Here is a 21,442-nt window from a genome sequence, read left to right on the forward strand (position 1 = left end):
TGTCCGCTCTTAATGAAAGGAAACACCATGAGCAACACACTTAAAGCGCTGCGGGAGCAGAAACAAGAAAAATCCCGTTTGGCAAACAAATTGTTGGCAGATAATGGCGACAAAATCTGGTCGAAAGAAAGCCAGGCAGAGTTCGATGGCCTGGCAGACGATATCACCCGTATTGATGCGCAAATTGATGCTCATCAGAAAATGGTGGATGACACAGCACTGAATAACTTTGCAGATGCGGATAAACATCGTGCTGAGAAGCCAGCTAAGGCACAAGTCAGTGATGGTGTACGTGCAATGAATATATTGCTGCGTAACCAGACCAGAAACATCAGTGTTGAAGATATGCAGTTAATTCAAAACACCATGTCTACCACCACCGGCTCAGAAGGTGGATATACAGTTCCAAGCGAGATCGCATCAACTGTGATTGAAACACTGAAGGATTTTGGTGCAATGCGCCGTAATGCCACCAAATTGGTTACCTCTGATGGTCGCCCGTTGTCATACCCAACCAGTGATGGCACTGCTGAAGAAGGTGAAATCGTTGCAGAAAACACTTCAGCAACAGATGCTGATATCGTTTTTGGTACCGTAGGCCTCAATTGCTTTAAATTCGGTTCAAAAGTAATCACCATCCCGATTGAGTTGCTGCAAGACACTAATGTCGATGTGCTTTCCCTGATCAATACACGCGTGCGTGATCGTATCGGGCGTATTCAAAACCGTTTATTTACAGTGGGTACCGGCACAGGGCAACCAAATGGGATTGTGACAGCATCTACTGTTGGTAAAACGGGTACTACAGGCCAAACAGTCACCGTGACTTATGATGACCTGGTCGATCTGGTTGATAGCATTGATATTGCTTATCATGAGGCAGGCTCCGCGCTGAAATTCATGTTGAGCCAAACTTCCCGCCGCGTTGCTCGCAAAATAAAAGATACAGCTGGTCGTCCGATCTGGACTCCGTCATATGATCTGGGTATGTCTGCACGTACTCCTGACTTGTTGCTTGGCTATGAGTTAGAAATCAATAACAACATGCCTGCACCAGGTGCAAATAACAAATCCATCGGTTTCGGTGATATCAGTAAATACATCATTCGCGACGCCATGGATATCAGCCTTTTCAAATTTGAAGATAGTGCCTTTATCAAAAAAGGTCAAATTGGCTTCCTCGCTTGGGCGCGTTCTGGCGGCAACATGCCAGATGCAAATGCATTCAAGGTCTATCAACATTCCGCAACATAATTAAATTGGTAGGTGGCCTCGGCCACCTTTCAAAGTTACTTGGAGAAATATGATGAGTAAATTAAAAGCGCGAGTGCTGGCAGGTTTTGAGCATGGCGAAAGTTTTATTCCGGCAAACGTTCTGATTTTAGCAGCTGCAGGATTGATCGAATCACTTAAATCTGGTGGGGTGGTTGATGATCATAAAGATGCTATTGCTTACGGTGAAAGTGAAGGTTTCAAAACCATTGAGCTGGAAAAATCTGAACTGTCAGAAAGCATGCAACAACGACTTGAAGAAAAGCAGGCAGCAAATGAATCTAAAGAGCTAACTGCTAAGCAGAAAGCCACAGCAATTGCAAAAATGCCTGTTACTGAGAAAAAGGTTTTTGAGAAGTCTGGTCTGCCTGTCGAACAGTGGCTTCAATTATCTGATGAAGATCGCACCCAACGTATTTCAGCAATTGATAGTATTGAAAAAGACGAACTTGCAATTGCCAATCTCTCCGAGGTCGAGAAAAATGCATTTGAAAAGTCAGGCAAAACAATTGCTGAATGGCAAGCTTTACCCGAAGCTGACCGCACTGCATTGATCAAGGCTGAAAAGTCTGCTGAATAAAAACAGTTTGCAAATTGAAAAAGCCGCATATCGCGGCTTTTTTTGTTTGTGTGCTGATTACCTGGAGCAAAAAATGACGATTAAATTTCTTACCGGATTCGGTCAATACAAACTTAACGATATAGATACATTAAGTGCTGCCGAAGAGACTGCCTTGGTTAGTCAGAAAGTAGCAAGCACCGATTTGACTGGCGGTACCCAATATTATCCGCAAGAAAATTCAGGGGAGTTGAATAGATCGCGTGAAGCTAGAGGCCGTGATAATGGGCTTGATCCTCTCAAATCCGTTTCTGCAACAGCTATTAACTACACCTTAGGCACAAAGATTACTTTATCGACTCGGATCCGTCAGGACGCTGCTGGTGCAGTGACTATTTTGCCTGGGGCCGATATTCAAATGATTGGCGCTGGTGGTGGTGTGATTGCCTCACTAGCAACTACTAACGTTGGCAGCATGATACTGATCGAGCCTATTGACTTAAATGCAACACCAAAAAAATACCTTGTCATCAAGGGCGGGGCTTAATCATGCGTTGGTTGTCCACGATTGCTGTCGCTTTTAGCGGTGCTAGCTCTCAACCAGTCCCATTTGTACCAGCCTTCATGCAAGCATCCGCTGCCGGTTACCAAGGCGCATTTCCATCAGTGCCTGGTCATAACTCAGCGTGCATGTGGCGGGCCGCATGCGACATGGCTGAGGTGAATGTTACAGTCAGCAATTGTGTGCTTTGGGGAAGTGGAGTTACTGCGGAAGTTTTTCCGGCAGATGGGGCTGACTTAAACATCAAAGCAGTTCTTTACGTGCCGGCCAAGCCTTACTCAAAACCTACTAGAAACTTTACCGGAGGCCTCGCAGCAGGAGCCACAAACGGAATATTATCTGCCAACGCTCCCAATTCAAATTGGGAATATGTAGAGTTTAGTAATGGCGATTGGAGATGGGTAAAATATACATCCGCGAGTACGGCTTGCTCCTGGGATGAGCCGCTTAGTTCTAATGTAACAAATGTAGCGCGCATCTGGAGCTTTACTAAAGTAGGAACGTTCACATTCGATGGAGTAACGCCTGGGATTTTCACAGGTGGTCAAAAGTCAACTCTACAAGGCGTGATAGCTGCCGATGTGAGATCGGGAGATCCTACAATCGTGCAATTCTATTTGTCCAAAGTCGGCGGTGGAAATTTCCAATTACCTGCAAGCCAGCCCGCTGAAGCAACAGATACGATAAGTGTGCGGCTAAAAGAAGCTTATATCAACTCAGCGACAGACAACTCTGAAACCATGATTGGTAGAGCGCCTTGGCAAGCGCTGAACCATGGTGTAAACCAATTCAGGCCAGTGTCTTTGAGAGGACGTGGAATCAGTAACACCAATTATCTGGAATGGACGGTTTTAGGCGATAGTAACGATGCGGTGACCGGAAGCGTTGTGCAGCGATTTATGCACGCCAATGGCATTCGTTTCCAAAATTTATCCAAAGCTGGGGAGTTTGGCAGCAGCTACCTGGCAATGAGTAGTGTTCGCCAGCAAGTTTACAGCGGTCGTGGCTTATTGATATTACTTGGTGAAAATTCAGCATCGCTAGGCCAAATGCAGGCCATTATCGACCATGGCAGGGCTGCAGGGTTTAGTAAAATCATATGTGGTTTACTGCCTCCGAATACGCAGGTTGGGTCTATTGGTGGGACAGCTCCAGACCAATCTGACCAAGTAGCGAATCCAAATATCAGATTGCTTAATAACCAACTGATCTCTTTAGTTGGTCAGCCTGGTGGCATTGATGATGTCCTTGATCTAAATACGCCGTTGGTTGGGGTGGATGTAGATAAGTGGAAACCTAATTTTTCAGGAGATCTCATTCATCTTAATGTCGCAGCTAGGGTTGCTGGCTTTAATTACTTGCAAGAGACTAACGCTAAGACCAAGTTCTTAACTCCAACATAATTGAATCCGCTTCGGCGGTTTTTTTATTGACTGTATATCATGAGCTATCAAACCATCACACCACCATCAGATGAGCCTGTCACCCTTGCGCAAGCCAAAGCACAATGCCGCGTTGACTCTGCTGAAGAGGATGATTTTATTGAGTCCTTAATCCAGCCAGCGCGGGAGCTTGCTGAGCATCGCACTGGCCGGGCGTTAATGACACAAACTTTGGAATGGGCGATACCTGATTTGGCTGGTGACAAAATACCTTTTCCGGTCTCACCAGTGCAATCAATCGAATCAATCAAATACATTGATTCCAACGGTGTTGAGCAGACATTATCACCCAGCGTATATGCCCTGGATAAAACTGGGCAGGGTAAACATTACCTGCGGCTGAAGAATGGGCAGAGCTGGCCTTCAGCCAATACGCAGTTTGATGCGGTGAAAGTCACTTTTGTGGCTGGGTATGGGGATGCAGCGGCAGTGCCGGCAGCGATTAAGCAGTGGATATTGATGGCAGTCAGCTTTTTCTATAAACATCGTGAAACTGCATCTGATGAATCCGTTGTTACCGAGTTACCTGCTACCTTCTGTGATGGGTTATTGCAAACTGTCAAAATTTGGGGCTTGTGATGAGCGTTTCAGCTGGCAGTTTAGATCAACGCATCACCTTTTGGCATAACGTCGAAACTGGACAGGATGCTTTTGGTGCACAACGCACAGAATGGCAGGAGTTCGGCAAGCGCTGGGCGAATGTCTTGTATAAAAACGGCTCACAGTTCATGGCTTCTAATCGTGAGCAATCAAACCTGGTAGCCAGCGCACGTGTACGCATGGATAAATCATTATTGTCGACAATGCGTGTGAGCCATGACGGAAACATGTTCGATATCGAAACAGTTCTGCCATCGCGGGACCGCAGCTACATGGATATCGTGCTGAGAACGATTAACCCAGAAACAGTGGCTTAAGATGGCGAGGCGAAGCAAATCAACACCGAAGGTTTATGCCAAAGATGGTTTAGGCATGGGCTTTGATAGTAGCCAGATTGGTGATTTTTTTGCCAACCTGTCGCGTGATATGCAAGAAAAGGCATTGCGACCAGCAGCTTTTGTTGCCTGCACAGTTTTATATGATGAATTAAAAGTGCGTGTGCCGCGTCAAGAAGGCATTCTGGATGATGCCATTTACCGCTGGCGTGACACTGGCAAGTCAGGTGCAGCAGTTGAAACATGGAAAGTAGGGGTTAATTTTGGAAAAGCACCACATTTTCACCTGGTAGAGGAAGGCCACTGGCAACCATACAAAGTGATCATTGGGGCTGATGGCAAGTTTGTGACTACAAACCAGTTATTAAGTACGCCTAAGTGGATCCCGCCGAATGCATTTTTCAGGCCGGCATATGATGCAAAGATCAACTCGGCATTGGATGCAGGCTTGAATGCTTTAAAAATTAACCTTGGCCAAATGGTATGAGCAAAAAATCAGAATTCGTCACTTTGGCTAAAGCGGTCGTCGATGGAAGGTTATATCCACAAACAGCCCCTGAAAATACCAGGCTGCCATATGCAACCTGGGCGCAGGTTGGCGGCCCGTCGCTTACATTTCTTGAGGGTGCGAATGCTTCAAAAGATGGTGCCAGGGTTCAAATCAATGTTTGGGCAAAAGACGATATCGAGGCGGATGCGGTCATGATTGAAATGTCAGATGTGATCGTGGCATTGCCAATCTGTGGTGATCCACAGGGTTCTGCTCAAATGACGCATAGCCAGCCGCCCAACATGCGCGGAATGAAACGCGACTTTATTATCTGGTTTGATAAACCATGACCAGCCCACAAATAACAGCCGGTACAAAGATTTATATATCTGCAAGTTTGCCTGCATTAAATGCTGCAGCTGACTTTGTGTTGTTGCCTTGGACTCAAATACGCGGTGTCAGGTTGGCAGGTGAACTGGGCAACGTCTGGGAAACCCGAGATGATAAGTTGATTGATAAAAAATTTGGCACCCGGGTGAAGGGCGTATTAATGTTCAATGCATTGCCGCTTGAAATCATCTTGCTCGCTGGCGATGAAGGGCAGGCCATTCTATTGAATGCCTCTGCATTGGTTGCAAACTATGCCTTCAAAATTGAGCGTGCTGATAAAGGCATTCGTTACTTTGTGGCACAGGTTGTCACTTATGTTGAATCACAGGGTAATGATGGAAAGTCATTGTTTGATGCTGTCGCCAGTATCGAACAGCAAGACGTAGTTGTGTTTGCTTGATGTTTTGCCCTTTGGGGCGTTTTTAATGTAACCAGCCGCTAAATGCGGCTTTTTTTATGCCTGAAAGGAAATTCAAATGAGTGTACAACTCCCAAACGGGGCGATTGTTTCAATTGCAACTGCATTAGCTGCAGCTATTGCTGTATCAGCAGCTACCAATGCAAGTGAGGCTGTGTTAACTACGGCCACGAATACATATTCAGCGGGTGATTTTGTTCTGTATAGCAGTGGCTGGTCAAAGGCAAATGATCGCGTTTTTCGTGTTAAAACTGCAACAGGCACCTCAGTTACTCTTGAAGGTTTTGATACTGCGAACACCGACAACTATCCAGCTGGCTCTGGTGCAGGTTCATTGCGTAAAGTGACAACATGGCAGCAGATTTCACAAATTCTGGAATGGACCGGTGAAGGTGGAGATATGCAAACCACCAAATATCAATTTTTAGAGGCGGATGCCGAAAATGAAATTTCAACTGTCGCCTCAGCATCTGCTATTAATTACACACTCGCAGATGATGTAACTAATCCTGGATATCTCGCAATAAAAGCCATCTCTGACGTCCGGGGGGCAGCGCCATTAAGAGTTAGCTTAACTAGTGGCGCTAAATTGCTGTTTCAAGTTGGCGTGCGAATTAATCCTATTCCTACCATGACAAAAAATGAAGTGATGGGTGTGGTAGGCCGCCTTTCTATTAAAGGCGAAGTGGTTCGCTACGCATCTTAATTTTGATGCTTCATGCAACCCGTCGGTTGATCGCGGCGGGTTTTTTTATTTATTAAAAGGATATAAATCATGGCAAAAATCAAACTTGACCTTGCTCCACCACCTGAAACCATTAAGCACACTATCACATTGCTATTGAGTAATGATGATGAGGCTGATCTGGAAATTGAATACATTTATCGCGATGGCCAGCAGATGGTTGAATATGCCAACGCTACTCAGGAAAAGGGCGAGAAAAAGGTAGCAAAGTCAAAAGCTTCGAAAGTAGATGCAGTTGAAGAAACGCCCGCCAAAATTAATTATGTGGAAAACAGGAAGAATCGCCTGAAAGAAGATGTGGCTGCAGTCATGGAAATTGCCAAGGGCTGGGAATTTGAAGATGAATTCAATGCTGCCAATTTGATCAAGTTTGAAAATAAATACCCAGGCGCTTTGCTTGCCATATCAACTGGCTATTTCACAGCGTTGCAGGGTGTGCGCCTAAAAAACTAGAAGCCGTTGCAGAATATCTCTTCAGTGGCAGCGGCCGTGAAAATAAAGCGTTGGCGGTTTTTGGTTTAACTGAAGCAGATTTCGAAGCAACGGACAATGTTGGGGTGTGCTGGCCGGAGCATGCAGACGCCATGCATGTGTTTATGGGCATGCAGTCACAGTGGAATCACGGGTTCGATGGTGTCACCGGGCTTAATTATTCCTCATTGAACGCGGTGTATTCAGGTTTGCGCATCAAGGAAGAAAACAGACCAACCGTGTTCCATCAGTTACAGGTAATTGAGTTCGAAACACTCTCATTAATTAGTGATTACAAGAAGTCCAGGAAAGCCAGCAATTAGCTGGCTTTTGTATTTATAAGGGTTGCAGATGACAAACATAATGACAGGCCAAATCGATGTGGTGATGAACTCCACCGGCGTCGATGCTGAAATTGCCCGTTTGCAACGTAATATTGATAACTTTGGCACCAATGTTACCCGCTCAGGTAAAAAGGCTGGTGAAGGATTCACCCAGGTCAATGCCAAAGTCAAAGAATCTGCCTACCAGGTAGATTCTGCCACCACGCGCGTTGCTCAATCGATAGTCAAGCAAGTTGTCGCCATGGAATCAGGTGGCAGGCAAGCAGCTGAATATTATCGCCAGATGGCTCAATTGAATGGGCTTAATGCTTCTTTCCTAAACCCATATTTGCAGCAACTAGAGAGGGCGGAAGAAAAGCACAGATCTTTTATCACATCTGTCGGTGCAGTTAAGACTGCATATGCCGGGGTAACTGCGTTTATTGCGGGTAGTGGAATCCGCCAATTGGCTGAGTATTCCGATAGCTATACCCGTTTGAATGCAAATCTTCTGAATGCTGCGACTTCACAAGATGTTTACAGGGCGAACCTGGCTGCCACAATTTCTATTGCTCGATCTGCACAAGCTCCGTTGGAAGCGGTTGCAAAATTAAATTCTGGGCTGACTCGAAGTCTAAAAGATCAGGGTGTAGAGCAATCTAAAGTTAATGCCATCACCTTAAACGTTGCTCTTGCATTGAAAGCAATGGGAGCTGGTGCATCTCAATCAGCTTCGGTTATCACGCAACTTTCACAAGCTTTCGCTAGCGGTCTATTGCGTGGTGATGAATTTAATTCCATGGCAGAGAATGCGCCTTTATTGCAAGAGGCTTTGGCAAAAAGTCTTGGTGTCACCATTGGCGAACTGCGTTCAATGGCAGAAAACGGTGAGTTATCTGCCGATAAGTTGGTAAAAGCTTTTGGCGACGGGGTGCTTACCCAATCTCTAAAAAAACAAGCTGACAATACCACTACGCTAGGCACTTCTTGGGAAAACCTATCCAATGCTGTGATCCACAAAATTGGGGAAATGGATAAAGCATATAAGGCGTCTGACTTCTTTAAAGATGCACTTGGAGGTTTGGCTGGGTCAATTGATGGTGATTTCGCGCCGGAAGGCAGCCTGATTGATCGCATGCAAAAGTTCAAGAATGCAAATGCCGATCGGATTGACGATATTCTTCAGGCGCCAGCAATGGGCAGCTCTTTGATGTGGAAGGCATATCAAAACCGTCAATCAACAAATACTGCATTGCAGAATATGCTTGGGCGTCAAACAAAAGAACAGTTGGAGGCAGCTCGCCAGGCAGCATCAACTTCGATGTTCGGCGGGATGAATCCGGTTACCTCGGGCGTTGGTAGTGTTTCACCTAATTTTTCATCAACTGTTATTCCTCAAAGTGTAGATAAGGTGCACAAGTTGCAGGAAGAGGCAGCGAAAGCTGACAAAAAGGTTCAGGATGAACGTAAAAAATCATTAGAGGATGCACGCAAAGCCTATGACAGCCTGACTGTTGGCATCAACAAGCATATTGAAACTAAACGGCTGGAGTTGTCCGTTGATGGGCAGTTAACCGAATCTCAAAAAATGTTGTTAGATATTAATGCCCAGCGTACAACCGGGCAATTGAAGTTAACTGAAGCCCAGTACAAAAATGTGCAAAGCCTGTTAGCAACGCTCGATGCTGAGACGCGGAATCTGGAAATGGTCAATCTGCGTAAACAGAGTGAGTTAGAGTACCAAAGCATTCTTGAAGCAACAGTGGCATCGCGTAATGAGATTTACACCACTATGCAGGATGAAACAACTGCATTGGAGGATTTGGCACAGGCCAAGCTTGATGAAATCGAGCAGCTGTCTATGACCAAAGCGCAAATAGACGCTTTAAATGTTGCCAGATACGATGAGCAAATCGGTGTATTAAAAACTCAAAAAGCCTATCTGCAAAGCCAGCCTGAGCGTGAAAACGAAATCGAATTGATCAACCGGCAAATCGAAGCTCTCGGGATTTTGCGAAACTCCGTTGGAAGAACCGAGGCTATCCAAAAAACCAAAGCTGAAACAGATGAGATATTTAGCAGCATGGAGCAAGCTTCACGCTTGGTGTGGACCGTGTTTGCCAATAGCGGTGAAGATGCAGCCAAAGCGGCCGGCCGTGCCATCAAGGCGTCTATTCTTGATTTGCTTTACCAGATGACGATCAAGAAGTTCTTTGTCAATGTTGTGGCCAGTGTAAATGCGCCGGCTGCTGTTTCTGGGGCATTGGTTGATACCAGCGCAGGCGGTGCGCCTGGTGCATCTATATTTGACCGTATCAGTGAAACCTTTAAAAACTCCAATCTAAATGTCACTAGCTCAATTGAAAAGTTGGGAGCTTTCCTGTCCAACGGGCAGGGTGGTCTGGCTGACAAGGTCGGCGGATTCATGGGGCAGTACAGCAGCCAGATTGCTGATGGCATTGGTTATCTGGGCGCTGCCTACATGGCAACGCAAGGTAATTTTGCGGGCGCTGCACTGACTGCACTCGGCACATACTTTGGTGGACCGATAGGCGGTGCTATTGGTGGCGCCCTGGGTAGCCTGTTTGGAGGTAGGGTAGAAACTGAAAAATACAGCACTGGCGTGAGTGGTGTTTATTCTGGCAGCAAATTCACATCTACAAATAGATCAGATATTGCTGGTTATGGTCGTGACCTGGGCGGGAATCAGTCCATTGCCAATGTGTTGAAAAACTATTCAGAGGTGATCAGCGGCCTACTGGGCGCGTATGACATTAATGGCAAGGTCAATACCGGTATCGATCTTTTTCAGCGGTCTAGCGATAAGACAAGTGCATGGGGTTATTTTGGCGCAAATGCTGGCGGTGGTTCGGTCACATTCAGTTCTGGTGATGAAGCATTCGGCAGCTCACAAGAAGCGATGACTGCGCTTGTAAACAAAATCCTGACTCAAGGTATCACTGGTCTGGTGACTACTTCGCGCCTGCCAGAAGGCATTAAGAAATTATTTACCGGGTTGGCTGATAAAGATTCTGTCCAGGCGATGATCGCTGCAGCTATAAACATTGGTGATTCGCAAGATGCATTACGTGAGAAATTCAATTTAACAGCCGACCAGGCGGGCAGGGTGTCAAAAGCATCAGGCTTTGCCGGTGTGCAGCTGGCTAACTTTGCAAACCTGTTGGTCACCACTGCAAACGCATCACTCACCACCAGTGAGCAAATGATTAAACAGCGCGATGCGCTGAATGAAAAGCTTACTGGTTTAGGAGCAAATGCATCTATTAATGGTGATCTGAAAGCCTTCGATGAGTTTTTGAAAGAACTGCCAAAAACCACTTCAGCTGCACAAAAGCAATTTGCCGAGCTTTTAAAACTGCGAGATAGCGTTGGTGGTGTTCAAACGGCATGGGACCAGGTGATTGCCGGTGTTAATACATCAATTTATGACTTATTGAGCCCGGCAGAGCAGGCAGCAAAAGATGCCAAGGCGATGAATGACCTGTTTGCCGAATTTGGCTTACAGGTACCAAAAACAGCCGCTGAACTTGCGGCTATAGGTCAGGCCATCCAACAGAATTTTAATTCAGCTGATGAGGCCAGTATTGATCTGGCTTTGGCTTTCCCCACACTGGTGGCTGCCTTCACCTCCGCAAAAGATCAGATCATCGACAATGCCCGCGAAATGAGTCAATTCACCAACCTGGCGGATTACCGTTTTTATAAAGGGGTGGCGAATAACTATGGTGCCCAGGTTGCGAATGACTATGCCGGCGCAAGCAAGTCATTTGCTAGTGATGCCAGCGGAAAAACAACGCTTAACGGGGAAGATGTATCTGACTTGGTGGCACTGTTAAAAGACCTGCGCGATATAAACAAATCTGCATTACTAACTCAGCGCGGTACAACCGAGGCTCTTGAGCAAATCCGTGCTAGAGGATTGAAAACAACATCATGACTAGCTTATTAACGATTGGCATTCCTGCCACGATTAAAGACGAAAACATCCTTGCCAATAGTGTCGGTGAGTTTGATTACCCTGAATGGGTTATTACAGGCAATTATGGCCTCGGCGAATATGTGATGATCAGCCAGGTGGATATCCATAAAGTCTATCGATCAGTGGTTGCTGACAACGAAGGCAATAATCCGCTTGAAGAGGCTGATATTAACAACCCGGTTCATTGGTCGTATGTGGGGGCCACCAATGGTTACATGATGTTTGATGATTACATCAATACCCAAACCGTCGCTGAAGGCATGATCACTTTCACCCTGGGAGGTATGGGGCAGGTAAATACTTTTCCTTTATTCGGACTCACTGGCGAGCTGCTGAAGTTTGAAATGTTTGACGAAGAGGGCACTTTCATTAGCAGTGAAACCGTGGACTTGATCAGTTTTTCAACGTTTGGCGGTTTTTATGACTGGCTGTTTACGCCTTTCCTGAGCACCTCATTTGCCGTATTTGAAAACATCCCGCCTCACTATAACGCGCAATTCAAAGTCACTGTCACAGGTGTTGGCCAGGTGGGTATCGGCGCAGTCGTACCTTCCTATGGGCATCAATTCAATTCGATAACCCGCGAGAGTTCTGTTGACCAAAAAGACTACTCACTCAAGGGCGAGTTAACGCCAGGTATTTTCGTATTTGAAAAAGGGCCGACAGTGATTGTGGGTGAGCTGGAGTTCTATTTTGATGAGTCAAAGTTTGACTTGTTGAATAACCTGATCAGGCAGCGGGCAGGATTGCCCACGCTTGTGATCGGTAACAGTAATTATGAAACATTGACGTTTTACGGCGTGATCCAGGGCGCGCCAAACAACCTGCCAAGTGCCACCGAAGGCTTATGCCGTTTGAAAATTGAAAGTCTGTTTTAAGGAACCATAATGAGCGCCACCGACGAACTACTACCAATCCCGCCACAACCTGAAATTTCAGAGGGCAACAAGGTTTTCCACCAGAAAGCCTATGATCTTTATAAATGGTTGCGGGTTAAACATGGGCCTGCGCTTATCGAGACAGTTAATTTATTACGCAATGCTGTTACCGGCGCATTCACTGCCACCTCATCCACTTCAATGGAGATCACTGAAGGTGAAAAAACGCTGGAAATCTCACCTGGTCGGAGTTTTATGCCTGGCACACCTGCGAGGATTGCACGTACCTCTGACCCTTCAGTATATCTTGATGGGATCACACAGGCATATGATGTGGTCACAGGCGATTTTGTGTTTGATGGCGTCACGCCTAATGGGTCAGGCACCTTCACCGATTGGAGTATCAGCATCATTCCATCAAGCGGTGGCGGCCTGGCTTCATTATTTACCAATAAATTCACCGGGCTTCAATCATTTGCAAATGAAGTCACCATCGCTAGTGCGACAACTATTGATGTAACTGCGGCTGGCAGTAACCAATTTAAGTTAACGGGTGATGAAGTGGTAGAAGTAATCACCATGCCGCAAGGTGCAGTAATCAAAGGCCGAACATCGGGTTCACCCACACTTAAAAATTCAGCGACTTTAATTGTTCAGGGTGGAGCTGATTTTATATGTGAACCAAAAGATAAGCTCACTCTAATAAAAGATGGTGATGGCAATGTTCACGTAACCGTTGATCGAATCAACGGTTTAACTGTTGCCAATAACGTAGTTAACTCAACAAATGACGCATCATTAATAAGTAACTCTCTAACGAAGTATGTCTCGCCTGAGTGGTTGAACAAAAAAGCCCTAATTCAACAGGGGGCTGCGATTATTACTACAGGAGCTGCAGCTTATGACATCGATGTGCCCGCAGGTGTAAAACAGTTTTCTCTGACCTTTGTTGGCATATCAACCACTGGTACCTCCATACCAATGGCACAGCTTTGCACAGCTAGCGGTCCGGAAATAACAGGATATCAAGGGGCTGTTGATGCTGCTCAAAGTTCAATCCAATTAACCTCGGGTTTCTTGTTACATAGAGCAAATAGTGCAACGCTCTCTTATCACGGTGAACTAGCGTTCAAATTACATGATTCAGCAACCAATACATGGATATGCAATGGTCAGGGAGCATTAAGCAATCTCGCGCAGACATTTGATGTTTCTGGCAGTAAGGCATTGGCTTCTGAGCTTAAAAAAATAAGGCTAACTACATTTAATGGCACTGATACATATGATGCATTTAATGTTGTTCCACATTGGGAGTATTAATCATGGCATTAGTGATACAAGTAGGTCTGGATGGATCTGAAACAGAAGTTAATGAGGAGCTGCCAGATTTAACTCCTGATTTAAGTAATGAGCAGCGAGCTGAGTTAGTTCGCCAAGCGTTGCAGGAGGCTATTGATTTAAAAGCGCGCGACTTGGGTTTTAGTGGTGGGAACGCATTAATGCTTTATGTTGGATTCGAAAATCACTATCAATCTCTGGCGCAGGTTTTTGCAACCTGGGAGGCTTCTGTATGGGTTGAGGCTGACGAATACAAAGCTGAAGTCTTAGCCGGCGCAAAACCTATGTTGACTGGACCTGAAGCCGTAGCATTGATGCCTGTATACCCTGAAGTTTAAAATTCAATAACAATATCCAGCCGCCTCCGGGCGGTTTTTTATGTCTATTAGCCGGGGGTGGAAATGAGGGAAGTTTTGATGGATCCATTGATAGTTAGGAAAACGGAGTCCGCCATGATGTATGGCGGTGCAGTTGTCACTTTCCTGTCAGGTGTTTTGAGTTTCTTTGCCGGCATCAGTCTTGGAAATTGGGGAGTGATTATCGGGATGGTGATCACCTTGCTGGGCTTTTATATGAAGTGGCGCGAGCATCGGATGAAAGAGCTAGAACACAAGCTCTTGATGGAAAAAACCAATGCGGAAATTTTCGAGATCAAAACCCGCACTGTTTTCATGGAGAGGGCGGGTTTAAATAACACGCCTTATCACACGCCATCGCCGGCACTCGAAGCTATGAAGGATTCAACAAATGAGCCGACGACTTAACGCGCTGAAGTTGGCCACGGCGCTGGCCATCCCTGCAGAAGGTTTATATCTGTATGCCTATTACGATCCGCCCGGCATTCTCACTGTTTGTTATGGATCCACGACAAACGTCGAGAAGGGGCGCAAGTATTCCCTGGATGAATGCAAGGCTCGGCTCGATAAAGACATGCTCGCAGCAATCGACCAGGTCGACCGCTGCGTGCCTGGTCTACCTGATCGACCACTGGCCGCATTTGCTGATGCCGTTTACAACATGGGGCCCACGATTGCATGCAACACGAAGGAATCAACGGCCGCACGATTATTGAAAGCTGGCAGGAGCGCAGATGCCTGCAATCAATTGCCTCGCTGGAATAAGTCGAAAATTATGGGTGTGTTCGTTGAGCTGGGTGGATTGACTAAGCGCCGGGAGGCTGAGAGGCAATTATGTTTAAGTTAGGCACACTATCCTGGCAAACCAAGTTTATTGTGATTCTCGGCATCTTTCTTATAGGTTTGGTCACAGGTTGGAGAATCCACGGCTTGAAAACAGAGGCGGGGCTAGCCCGTAGTATTTCCAAGGCAATTAAAACGGCTCATACGCTTCAGGAAAAAGCCGACCCTATTGTCGACCAGGCAGTAAAAGAGAAAGAAACGGTGCGTATTGTCTACCGGACCATTAAGGAAAAAATACATGAGCAAAACGATCAGTCTGTTTGTTTTAACAATGACTCTCTCAAATTGTGGAACGATGCCATCGGCGCAAGTCCCGATTCACATCGATCAAAGCCTGTTGCAGAAGTCTCGACCGTTGAAACCTCTGCAGGGGAAGGTGATGAAAAACGAGAAAAGGATCCAGGCACAGAAATCGTCGCAACCGTAGAGCATGTACTTAGTAACGCGGCCGACAATTTTGAAACATGCAATCTAAACGCCATCGATCATGACAGATTGGTCGATGTGCTCAATATCTACAAAGGCCAGATGTGCATTTGTAATAAGTAAAAAATGTTCGACTTCGAATTGATTAACATCGCCAGTTATATATGAATTCCAGGTAATTAAAATTCAATTAAATTCAATATATATGTCATATTTGTATTTAGTTTCTGCTACCAATAATTGCAAATGGTGTAAGGATAGGCTGCCATTGAGGTCTAAAATTTGCTGGTTGAGATTCTGACACCCAGTTTGAACCAGTATGATCATCAAGTGTTGCCATCACTTCAAAAGCTATTTGTCTTATTGAAGCATATACGATATTTGATTCTACAGGTTCAACGTTTCTGCGATCTTCGAGGTTGTCGATGTTGCCGAATCCGTAAGAAATTTGATGATAATCTTGGCAGAAGTCACTAAATTCAATATCAATCATTGGGTCTACATGCGCGCCACCATCTTGATTTGCCAAAATTCTTATAATGTCATATCTGGAAAATGTATGATTAGTGGTTGTTTCGATGAAAGGAGTGTTCCACCAATCAGCAAAAGTTGTAGTCGCTGAGTGGTTCGCTGCATAAGGGTGCCCATCAGGAAATCTTGCTCTGATAAGTGGCGCAACAAATTTTCCTTTACCATTCACAATTCCTGGCACGACTAGCCCTGTTTGTGATGGAGGAAAGCTTGCTATAAATTGGTCAGTTCCTGCCAATCCAGCTGTTATTGCTGATTCAATTTCATTTCTTCGTATGCCGCTATCAACGAATGCCATATTGTTTAACAAGTTTAATTGAGCTAATAACGCATGACTGTGACGACTTGGATTGTGATGCAAGAGAACCCTAAGTCTAACGACAATATTCTCAGCTTCAATTTCTTGGCCGGCATCGAAAGCTTTGCAAGCTCTAATCATGAGGTCCATCTGCTTTTTAAATCTATTTTGGATTTCTCCGGCTGCTCTTTGCTTTCTATTTGCTTGCATATATCTCCCTGTGTTTTTATTTTTTTCTAACTATATTAACTTTGCTTAGACATTAGAAACGTAAAGAAATTCCTACATTATCTTATTCATTGTTACTATTGAAAGAGATTTTAGAGAGAAATTTATGACTGATGTAAATAGAGAGGGATTTATTAGGCAAAGACGCAATTTAATTATTGGCAGTTTAGCCATGCTATATGCGATTCATGCAGATTTGAAAATAGTACAGATAAATATTCTCGGAACATTAGCAACTCTAGAACAACCATATTCTGTTATAAATGCTTTATGGGTGGCTTTGTGCTATTGGTTTGTAAGGTACATCCAGTATTGGAATGAGATAGATGAATATAAAAGTGAAGATGACTTAATAAAATTTTCTCAAACCTTTATTAAAAATAGAATTGAATCAAAATTTAGGAAACAAAATAAAGAAAAAATTGATCGTCGATCTAGATATATTTGTATCAGTTTCCAGCAGTTAAATTTGAAAGGAAATGTTTCTGCAGATATCCAAAAACAAATACGTAACAATATTAATGGTGAATATGCGTCTTCACAACACCCAGAAAAAGCATATTTACAATTAAGTATTTATGATCGTTTTATTGCTAATTTCCAAGCAAGAAAACAATTATATTTTCACACAACTTTTTTTACTGAATATTGGCTACCTGTATTTTTAAGCTTACCAACAATTCTTTTTTATTTTTATCTCCTGATTAAGCTTCCAGTTTATGATTTTTTTTATACTTTTTTTTCTTCCATTTTTAATTAATCAATTTTTAGTAGTTCATCCCAATTGGTGGTATAGCTTGGACTTTTCCTTTCCTGTTTCATAGCCCACGGCTGGCCATATCCTTGGCTGCCAACTATCAACTTTCCTTTCCCCATCTTCTTATTCACTGCATCCATGGCCTGCATTAGCCTGTCGCTTTTGCTATCCGGCTCCATGTTGCTGAACATATCATTTTGAATCCCAGCGGCCGGCACAATCTCACCTAGCATGATCCCGGCTTTGGCGTATTGGTAGCCTGGTTTGTATATCTGGTTTAGCACCCACATTGCGATGCTGGCCAGCCTGGTTGTGTTGTCGGTGGGTGAGGGTAGCGGCACTGTGAAGCCATTGCTGTACTGCGGCTGATCTGTCCGGAAAGGGCTAGTGTGAATGAACACGTGCAGTGATCCGGCATACGATTGTTGGTTGCGTAACTTCTCGGCGGCGCGGCTAACGTAAAGCGATATCGATTGCCCTAGTTCCTCAATAGTAGTCACTGGCATGCCAAAGCTGCGGGAACTGACAATTTGTTGCTTGGGTGGTGCTATTTCTTCCATCTCGATGCAGACTGTACCGTTTAACTCCCTGATAGTCTTTTCCATCACCACGCTGAAATGCCTGCGCAGCTGTGCCGGATCCGCCCGTTTCAAATCAAACACAGTCATAATTCCAAGGTCATTTAATTTCTGACTTAACTTTCTACCGACTCCCCACACCTCACCGACTTCAATCTGCATCATGATGCTATCGAGTGTCTCAATATCCATGATGTTGAAATTGCACACGCCGTTAAACTCCGGCCGCTTTTTGGCGCAATGGTTGGCCAGCTTTGCCAGTGTCTTGGTTGAGCCTAACCCTACGCTGACAGGCAGCCCTATGCAACGTAATACGGTGTTACGCATGTCATGCGCCAGCACGGTCAGGTCTTTCCGGCTGAAGCTGCTGAAGTCCAGGAAGCTTTCATCAATACTGTAAATTTCCTGGTCAGGACTAAAGCGCCGCAATATCGACATGAACCGGTTGGACATGTCGGCATATAGGGCGTAATTAGATGAGAGGGCGATAATGCCATGCTGTTTCGCCAGGTCGTTAAGCTTGAACCATGGCTCACCCATTTTCACACCGAGCGCCTTGGCTTCGTTTGACCTGGCAACCGCGCAGCCATCATTGTTAGAAAGTACAACCACAGGGCGATTGAGCAGTTTTGGATTGAAAACCCGTTCGCACGATACGTAGCAGTTGTTCACGTCGACAAGGGCAATTTGCCGTACGGTCATTTGAAACGCCTGAAAGAACCAGTAACGACACCGAATATTTGAAACTGCATTGATTCTTTAATCAAGATTGGTGCATATTTTCCACTTGAGTTTGCAGGCAGTAATTTTGGGGTGCCGTCTTTTTGCTTTGAAAGTACCTTAATGGTGAACTCGCCATCGATCATGGCCAGCACAATGTTGCCGATCACTGGTTGCTTTTCTCTGTCGATCACAGCTTTGTCACCAGGTAGAAGCCCGGCCTCGATCATTGATTCGCCCTGTATCGTGACAAAAAAGGTACTGTCTTCCTGATCAATCAAGTATTCATTGGGGTTAACGCGTCCTTCAATATGGTCATCTGCAGGGGAGGGAAAGCCAGCCGGAACCTTGGATTGGTAAAGGGGTCTGCTGACTTTAGCTGCATTTAATTCTGGGTATTCAAAAACACTGACAGGATCCGTATTATCTTTTTGCTGTACATTACGCAGACGTCTGGCATAAGCTTGCAGTAAATCGACAATCACCGACTTTTGGCTGACTGGTACGCGAATGACAGTTGTTTTTTCTAGAGCGGTAGTCGAGCCAGGTTTACGCCCGGCTCCTGGCCGTTTTCCACCTTTTGAAGTTTTGTGTTCGTTTTCCATTGAAAAATTGTAACATTAAATCAAAATGAAAAATGTAGGATATGTGCAGCAATTACCAGCCAATAAAAAGAAGCAATAATCCCTGGGTGAAAAATCACTTTGGCATTGATCTGCCGGATGCAGATTGGAAAGGGCACACCTGGCCGATGGACAAAGCACCCTTCATATTTATGGATAAAGGTGTGTTGCGCTGCGAGCTTGGCAAGTTTGGCTTAGAACCATTTTGGGCGGCATCGAAGCCAAACTTCGGCCGGCGCACATATAACGCACGCAGTGAAACAGTTCACCAACTTGCAAGCTACCGTAGCGCCTGGAAAGAGCGCCGGTTCGGGCTTGTTCTGGCTGAGCAATTCTTTGAACCTATATACCGCGAAGCAAAACCAGATTGGGCAGCAATTAGCCGCAAAGACAATGAGCCTACTGCAATAGGTTCTATATGGGAAAGCTATATTGACGCAAAAACAGGGGAAGTTATTCGCTCGTTCTCAATGCTCACACTCAATGCTGATGATCACCCGTTCATGCAGCAATTTCATGAGCCTGGTAAAGAGAAGCGGTCTGTAGTGATTGTAGAACCTGGTGATTTTAATAAATGGCTTAATGCTAATCATGACCAGGCGAGAGGATTGATCAAGCTGCCGAATGGAAATGCACTAGAGTATGAGGTATGATTTAACTTTCATTCCCTCCAGAATGAGCCGCAGTGCAATCTGCAAGCCATCGAAAGGTGGCTTTTTTTTCACTATGCGATACCGTTCACCATGGTAATGCCCTGAACCTTGTAAGGTGTTTCACCACTGGATAGATGGTCTATATCATCAGCTGATAAATCATCAGATTCAACTAATCGGATTTCGCCAAGGATATCATCGGTTATGGACCCGCCAATTAATGTGACATTATGCTTTTTGCAAATCACCTCTATTTCGTTGATGATTTCCTGTGCTTTGTTTAAGTTCATAATATACTTCCGTGATTGAAGAACTTCTGACTTTATTTATTACGTGCTCTGATTAATTCAAAATAAGATTCTTCGATAATCATATTTAGTTGACTTAATTTACTGCTGATTTCAGTTGCTTCTGGGGAATTCATGTCATATCTGTGAGGAGATAATTGATTTGTATATTGGAGATGTAGAAAATTAATAGTTTCTAATTCAGATGACTTGTTTGCTATTTCTGCCTGCTTATTCAAAGCTAACTGACTTTTATTTTGTGCAATCACAGACTTTTTAAGTTCTTCACGCGATAACTCCAATTCTCTTTTTGATAAATCAAGTTGCATATTCATAAGATCATTCTGTTGAGCTGACGTTTTTAATTGTTTTAGCTGTAAATTTATAGTGTAGAGCAATGCAAAAATCGTAACGGTATTAAGTAATGGATTTAAAATTCCACCGAAATAATCGCCAAACTGCCCCCAGCTTGCAGGTTCATTACTTTTGGGATTTCCCCAAAAATTTAATAAATAAATAACAAATACTAATCCAATCATTAAAATTGGAATCCAAATATATTTTTTTATTTCGAATGTTAAATCTTTATTTTCCATTTTAATTTTCCCCTGAAAGTTAATACTTATCCTAAGCAATATTACATCTTTTTTGGGGAAGTATATTTGGAATTAACATTCTGACAACCGCATGATTACTTAATCAGATTTTGTAATAGTTGGAATAGAAAATCTAATTTACACCTTATATATATAGACTTTTGTATAAGGCCTGTCACGCCGGGGGTCGCGGGTTCGAGCCCCGTCCGCTCCGCCAATATCAAAACGAGTTAGGTTAACCCCTAACTCGTTTTTTTTGCTTATTGCATCTGTTTGTATGTCGATAAATTAGTTAATGTTAAGTGTAACTATCTGTTGGCGAATCTACTTTCGGAAGTTCCAAAGTCGGTGATGAACTCATGTTCTAGTATTGGGTAGCTACAAGTGATTTGCTTTGACCATCATTGAAACATTTGTATATCAGTACAACCCGTATTAAGCGAATGAATCAATTTAGATTTGTATTTGAAATGTTGGCGAGTAATCACAATTCCCAACTTTTCATATATTGGTTTTCGTCTGCTAGGCTTGTTAACTATATGCTTTTAAAGCAATTGCAACTGCTGGATTAGGGCGATTTTTACGGGTTTATGGTATAGTTTGCCGTTGCGAAAAATCAGGTAATGGAAATTAAAAAATGTTAGAAGCACTAAGAAAACATACACAAGGGTGGATGGCAAAAATCATTCTGGCACTGATTGTTGTGCCATTTGCATTGTTCGG

At 44.3% G+C, this 21,442-nt stretch carries 27 protein-coding genes; 22 read left to right on the top strand and 5 right to left on the bottom strand.

Features of this window, described 5'->3' with window-relative positions; all coding sequences use genetic code 11:
• The first annotated feature begins 27 nt into the window (after nucleotides 1-27).
• The 19 genes from VK958_RS06490 (at nucleotide 28) to VK958_RS06580 (ending at nucleotide 15,571) form a co-directional block, all read left to right on the top strand.
• Nucleotides 28-1,254, top strand: coding sequence for a phage major capsid protein (locus VK958_RS06490; protein ID WP_325239966.1), 1,227 nt, complete (start codon nucleotides 28-30; stop codon nucleotides 1,252-1,254).
• A gap of 52 nt (nucleotides 1,255-1,306) precedes the next feature.
• On the top strand, nucleotides 1,307-1,852 hold the full coding sequence (locus tag VK958_RS06495) for a hypothetical protein (protein ID WP_325239967.1): 546 nt from the start codon (nucleotides 1,307-1,309) through the stop codon (nucleotides 1,850-1,852).
• Nucleotides 1,853-1,859: 7 nt separating this feature from the next.
• On the top strand, nucleotides 1,860-2,378 hold the full coding sequence (locus tag VK958_RS06500) for a hypothetical protein (protein ID WP_325239969.1): 519 nt from the start codon (nucleotides 1,860-1,862) through the stop codon (nucleotides 2,376-2,378).
• A 2-nt stretch (nucleotides 2,379-2,380) separates the two neighbouring features.
• Nucleotides 2,381-3,796, top strand: coding sequence for a hypothetical protein (locus VK958_RS06505; RefSeq protein ID WP_325239971.1), 1,416 nt, complete (start codon nucleotides 2,381-2,383; stop codon nucleotides 3,794-3,796).
• 39 nt (nucleotides 3,797-3,835) lie between these two features.
• On the top strand, nucleotides 3,836-4,414 hold the full coding sequence (locus VK958_RS06510) for a head-tail connector protein (RefSeq protein ID WP_325239973.1): 579 nt from the start codon (nucleotides 3,836-3,838) through the stop codon (nucleotides 4,412-4,414).
• Nucleotides 4,414-4,752, top strand: coding sequence for a phage head closure protein (locus VK958_RS06515; protein ID WP_325239975.1), 339 nt, complete (start codon nucleotides 4,414-4,416; stop codon nucleotides 4,750-4,752). Before VK958_RS06510 ends, VK958_RS06515 begins: the two co-directional genes overlap by 1 nt.
• A gap of 1 nt (nucleotide 4,753) precedes the next feature.
• Nucleotides 4,754-5,257: a hypothetical protein gene (locus tag VK958_RS06520; protein ID WP_325239977.1), complete on the top strand. Its 504-nt coding sequence runs from the start codon at nucleotides 4,754-4,756 to the stop codon at nucleotides 5,255-5,257.
• Nucleotides 5,254-5,610 carry a tail completion protein gp17 gene (gp17, locus tag VK958_RS06525; protein WP_325239978.1) on the top strand — a complete coding sequence of 119 codons (357 nt, stop codon included), beginning with the start codon at nucleotides 5,254-5,256 and terminating at the stop codon, nucleotides 5,608-5,610. The genes VK958_RS06520 and gp17 overlap by 4 nt, the downstream gene beginning before the upstream one ends.
• Complete coding sequence (locus VK958_RS06530) at nucleotides 5,607-6,050, top strand: hypothetical protein (RefSeq protein WP_325239980.1); 444 nt, start codon at nucleotides 5,607-5,609, stop codon at nucleotides 6,048-6,050. Before gp17 ends, VK958_RS06530 begins: the two co-directional genes overlap by 4 nt.
• A gap of 76 nt (nucleotides 6,051-6,126) precedes the next feature.
• Entirely contained in the window at nucleotides 6,127-6,774 is a 648-nt protein-coding gene (locus VK958_RS06535) for a phage tail protein (protein WP_325239982.1), read from the top strand.
• Nucleotides 6,775-6,843: 69 nt separating this feature from the next.
• On the top strand, nucleotides 6,844-7,266 hold the full coding sequence (locus tag VK958_RS06540) for a phage tail assembly chaperone (RefSeq protein WP_325239984.1): 423 nt from the start codon (nucleotides 6,844-6,846) through the stop codon (nucleotides 7,264-7,266).
• A 50-nt stretch (nucleotides 7,267-7,316) separates the two neighbouring features.
• Complete coding sequence (locus VK958_RS06545) at nucleotides 7,317-7,607, top strand: DUF1799 domain-containing protein (RefSeq protein ID WP_325239986.1); 291 nt, start codon at nucleotides 7,317-7,319, stop codon at nucleotides 7,605-7,607.
• Nucleotides 7,608-7,635: 28 nt separating this feature from the next.
• Nucleotides 7,636-11,565 carry a tape measure protein gene (locus VK958_RS06550; RefSeq protein ID WP_325239988.1) on the top strand — a complete coding sequence of 1,310 codons (3,930 nt, stop codon included), beginning with the start codon at nucleotides 7,636-7,638 and terminating at the stop codon, nucleotides 11,563-11,565.
• Nucleotides 11,562-12,485, top strand: coding sequence for a hypothetical protein (locus tag VK958_RS06555; RefSeq protein ID WP_325239990.1), 924 nt, complete (start codon nucleotides 11,562-11,564; stop codon nucleotides 12,483-12,485). The genes VK958_RS06550 and VK958_RS06555 overlap by 4 nt, the downstream gene beginning before the upstream one ends.
• Nucleotides 12,486-12,494: 9 nt before the next feature.
• Nucleotides 12,495-13,805, top strand: coding sequence for a hypothetical protein (locus VK958_RS06560; RefSeq protein ID WP_325239992.1), 1,311 nt, complete (start codon nucleotides 12,495-12,497; stop codon nucleotides 13,803-13,805).
• A 2-nt stretch (nucleotides 13,806-13,807) separates the two neighbouring features.
• Nucleotides 13,808-14,161 (top strand): hypothetical protein, encoded by a 354-nt coding sequence (locus tag VK958_RS06565; protein ID WP_325239994.1) that lies wholly within the window; start codon nucleotides 13,808-13,810, stop codon nucleotides 14,159-14,161.
• A gap of 78 nt (nucleotides 14,162-14,239) precedes the next feature.
• The gene (locus VK958_RS06570; protein WP_325239996.1) at nucleotides 14,240-14,587 is read left to right on the top strand and encodes a hypothetical protein; all 348 of its coding nucleotides are present in this window, start codon (nucleotides 14,240-14,242) and stop codon (nucleotides 14,585-14,587) included.
• The gene (locus VK958_RS06575) at nucleotides 14,571-15,026 is read left to right on the top strand and encodes a lysozyme (protein ID WP_325239998.1); all 456 of its coding nucleotides are present in this window, start codon (nucleotides 14,571-14,573) and stop codon (nucleotides 15,024-15,026) included. The genes VK958_RS06570 and VK958_RS06575 overlap by 17 nt, the downstream gene beginning before the upstream one ends.
• Complete coding sequence (locus VK958_RS06580) at nucleotides 15,014-15,571, top strand: hypothetical protein (protein WP_325240000.1); 558 nt, start codon at nucleotides 15,014-15,016, stop codon at nucleotides 15,569-15,571. Before VK958_RS06575 ends, VK958_RS06580 begins: the two co-directional genes overlap by 13 nt.
• Nucleotides 15,572-15,668: 97 nt before the next feature.
• On the opposite strand, the gene VK958_RS06585 is transcribed toward VK958_RS06580, so the two are convergent.
• A complete protein-coding gene (locus VK958_RS06585) occupies nucleotides 15,669-16,487 on the bottom strand; it encodes a hypothetical protein (RefSeq protein WP_325240002.1) in 819 nt (272 codons plus the stop codon).
• Nucleotides 16,488-16,611: 124 nt separating this feature from the next.
• Here VK958_RS06585 and VK958_RS06590 point away from each other — a divergent pair, with 124 nt between their 5' ends.
• Entirely contained in the window at nucleotides 16,612-17,265 is a 654-nt protein-coding gene (locus tag VK958_RS06590; protein WP_325240004.1) for a hypothetical protein, read from the top strand.
• Here VK958_RS06590 and VK958_RS06595 read toward each other — a convergent pair.
• Complete coding sequence (locus tag VK958_RS06595; RefSeq protein ID WP_325240006.1) at nucleotides 17,262-18,542, bottom strand: Y-family DNA polymerase; 1,281 nt, start codon at nucleotides 18,540-18,542, stop codon at nucleotides 17,262-17,264. The two genes, VK958_RS06590 and VK958_RS06595, sit on opposite strands and share 4 nt — an antisense overlap.
• Nucleotides 18,539-19,165, bottom strand: a complete 627-nt coding sequence (locus VK958_RS06600; RefSeq protein ID WP_325240008.1) for a LexA family protein — start codon at nucleotides 19,163-19,165, stop codon at nucleotides 18,539-18,541. Before VK958_RS06600 ends, VK958_RS06595 begins: the two co-directional genes overlap by 4 nt.
• A 41-nt stretch (nucleotides 19,166-19,206) precedes the next feature.
• Between VK958_RS06600 and VK958_RS06605 the strand changes: the two genes are divergently transcribed.
• The gene (locus VK958_RS06605) at nucleotides 19,207-19,836 is read left to right on the top strand and encodes an SOS response-associated peptidase family protein (RefSeq protein ID WP_325240010.1); all 630 of its coding nucleotides are present in this window, start codon (nucleotides 19,207-19,209) and stop codon (nucleotides 19,834-19,836) included.
• 71 nt (nucleotides 19,837-19,907) lie between these two features.
• Here VK958_RS06605 and VK958_RS06610 read toward each other — a convergent pair whose 3' ends face one another.
• Nucleotides 19,908-20,126 (bottom strand): hypothetical protein, encoded by a 219-nt coding sequence (locus VK958_RS06610; RefSeq protein ID WP_325240012.1) that lies wholly within the window; start codon nucleotides 20,124-20,126, stop codon nucleotides 19,908-19,910.
• A 32-nt stretch (nucleotides 20,127-20,158) separates the two neighbouring features.
• Nucleotides 20,159-20,719, bottom strand: coding sequence for a hypothetical protein (locus VK958_RS06615; RefSeq protein WP_325240014.1), 561 nt, complete (start codon nucleotides 20,717-20,719; stop codon nucleotides 20,159-20,161).
• 637 nt (nucleotides 20,720-21,356) lie between these two features.
• Between VK958_RS06615 and VK958_RS13945 the strand changes: the two genes are divergently transcribed.
• On the top strand, nucleotides 21,357-21,442 hold an 86-nt coding region (locus tag VK958_RS13945), incomplete at its 3' end, for a SurA N-terminal domain-containing protein (RefSeq protein WP_414683861.1).

Source organism: Methylophilus sp., assembly GCF_035460085.1.
In the GTDB taxonomy this organism is placed as follows: domain Bacteria; phylum Pseudomonadota; class Gammaproteobacteria; order Burkholderiales; family Methylophilaceae; genus Methylophilus.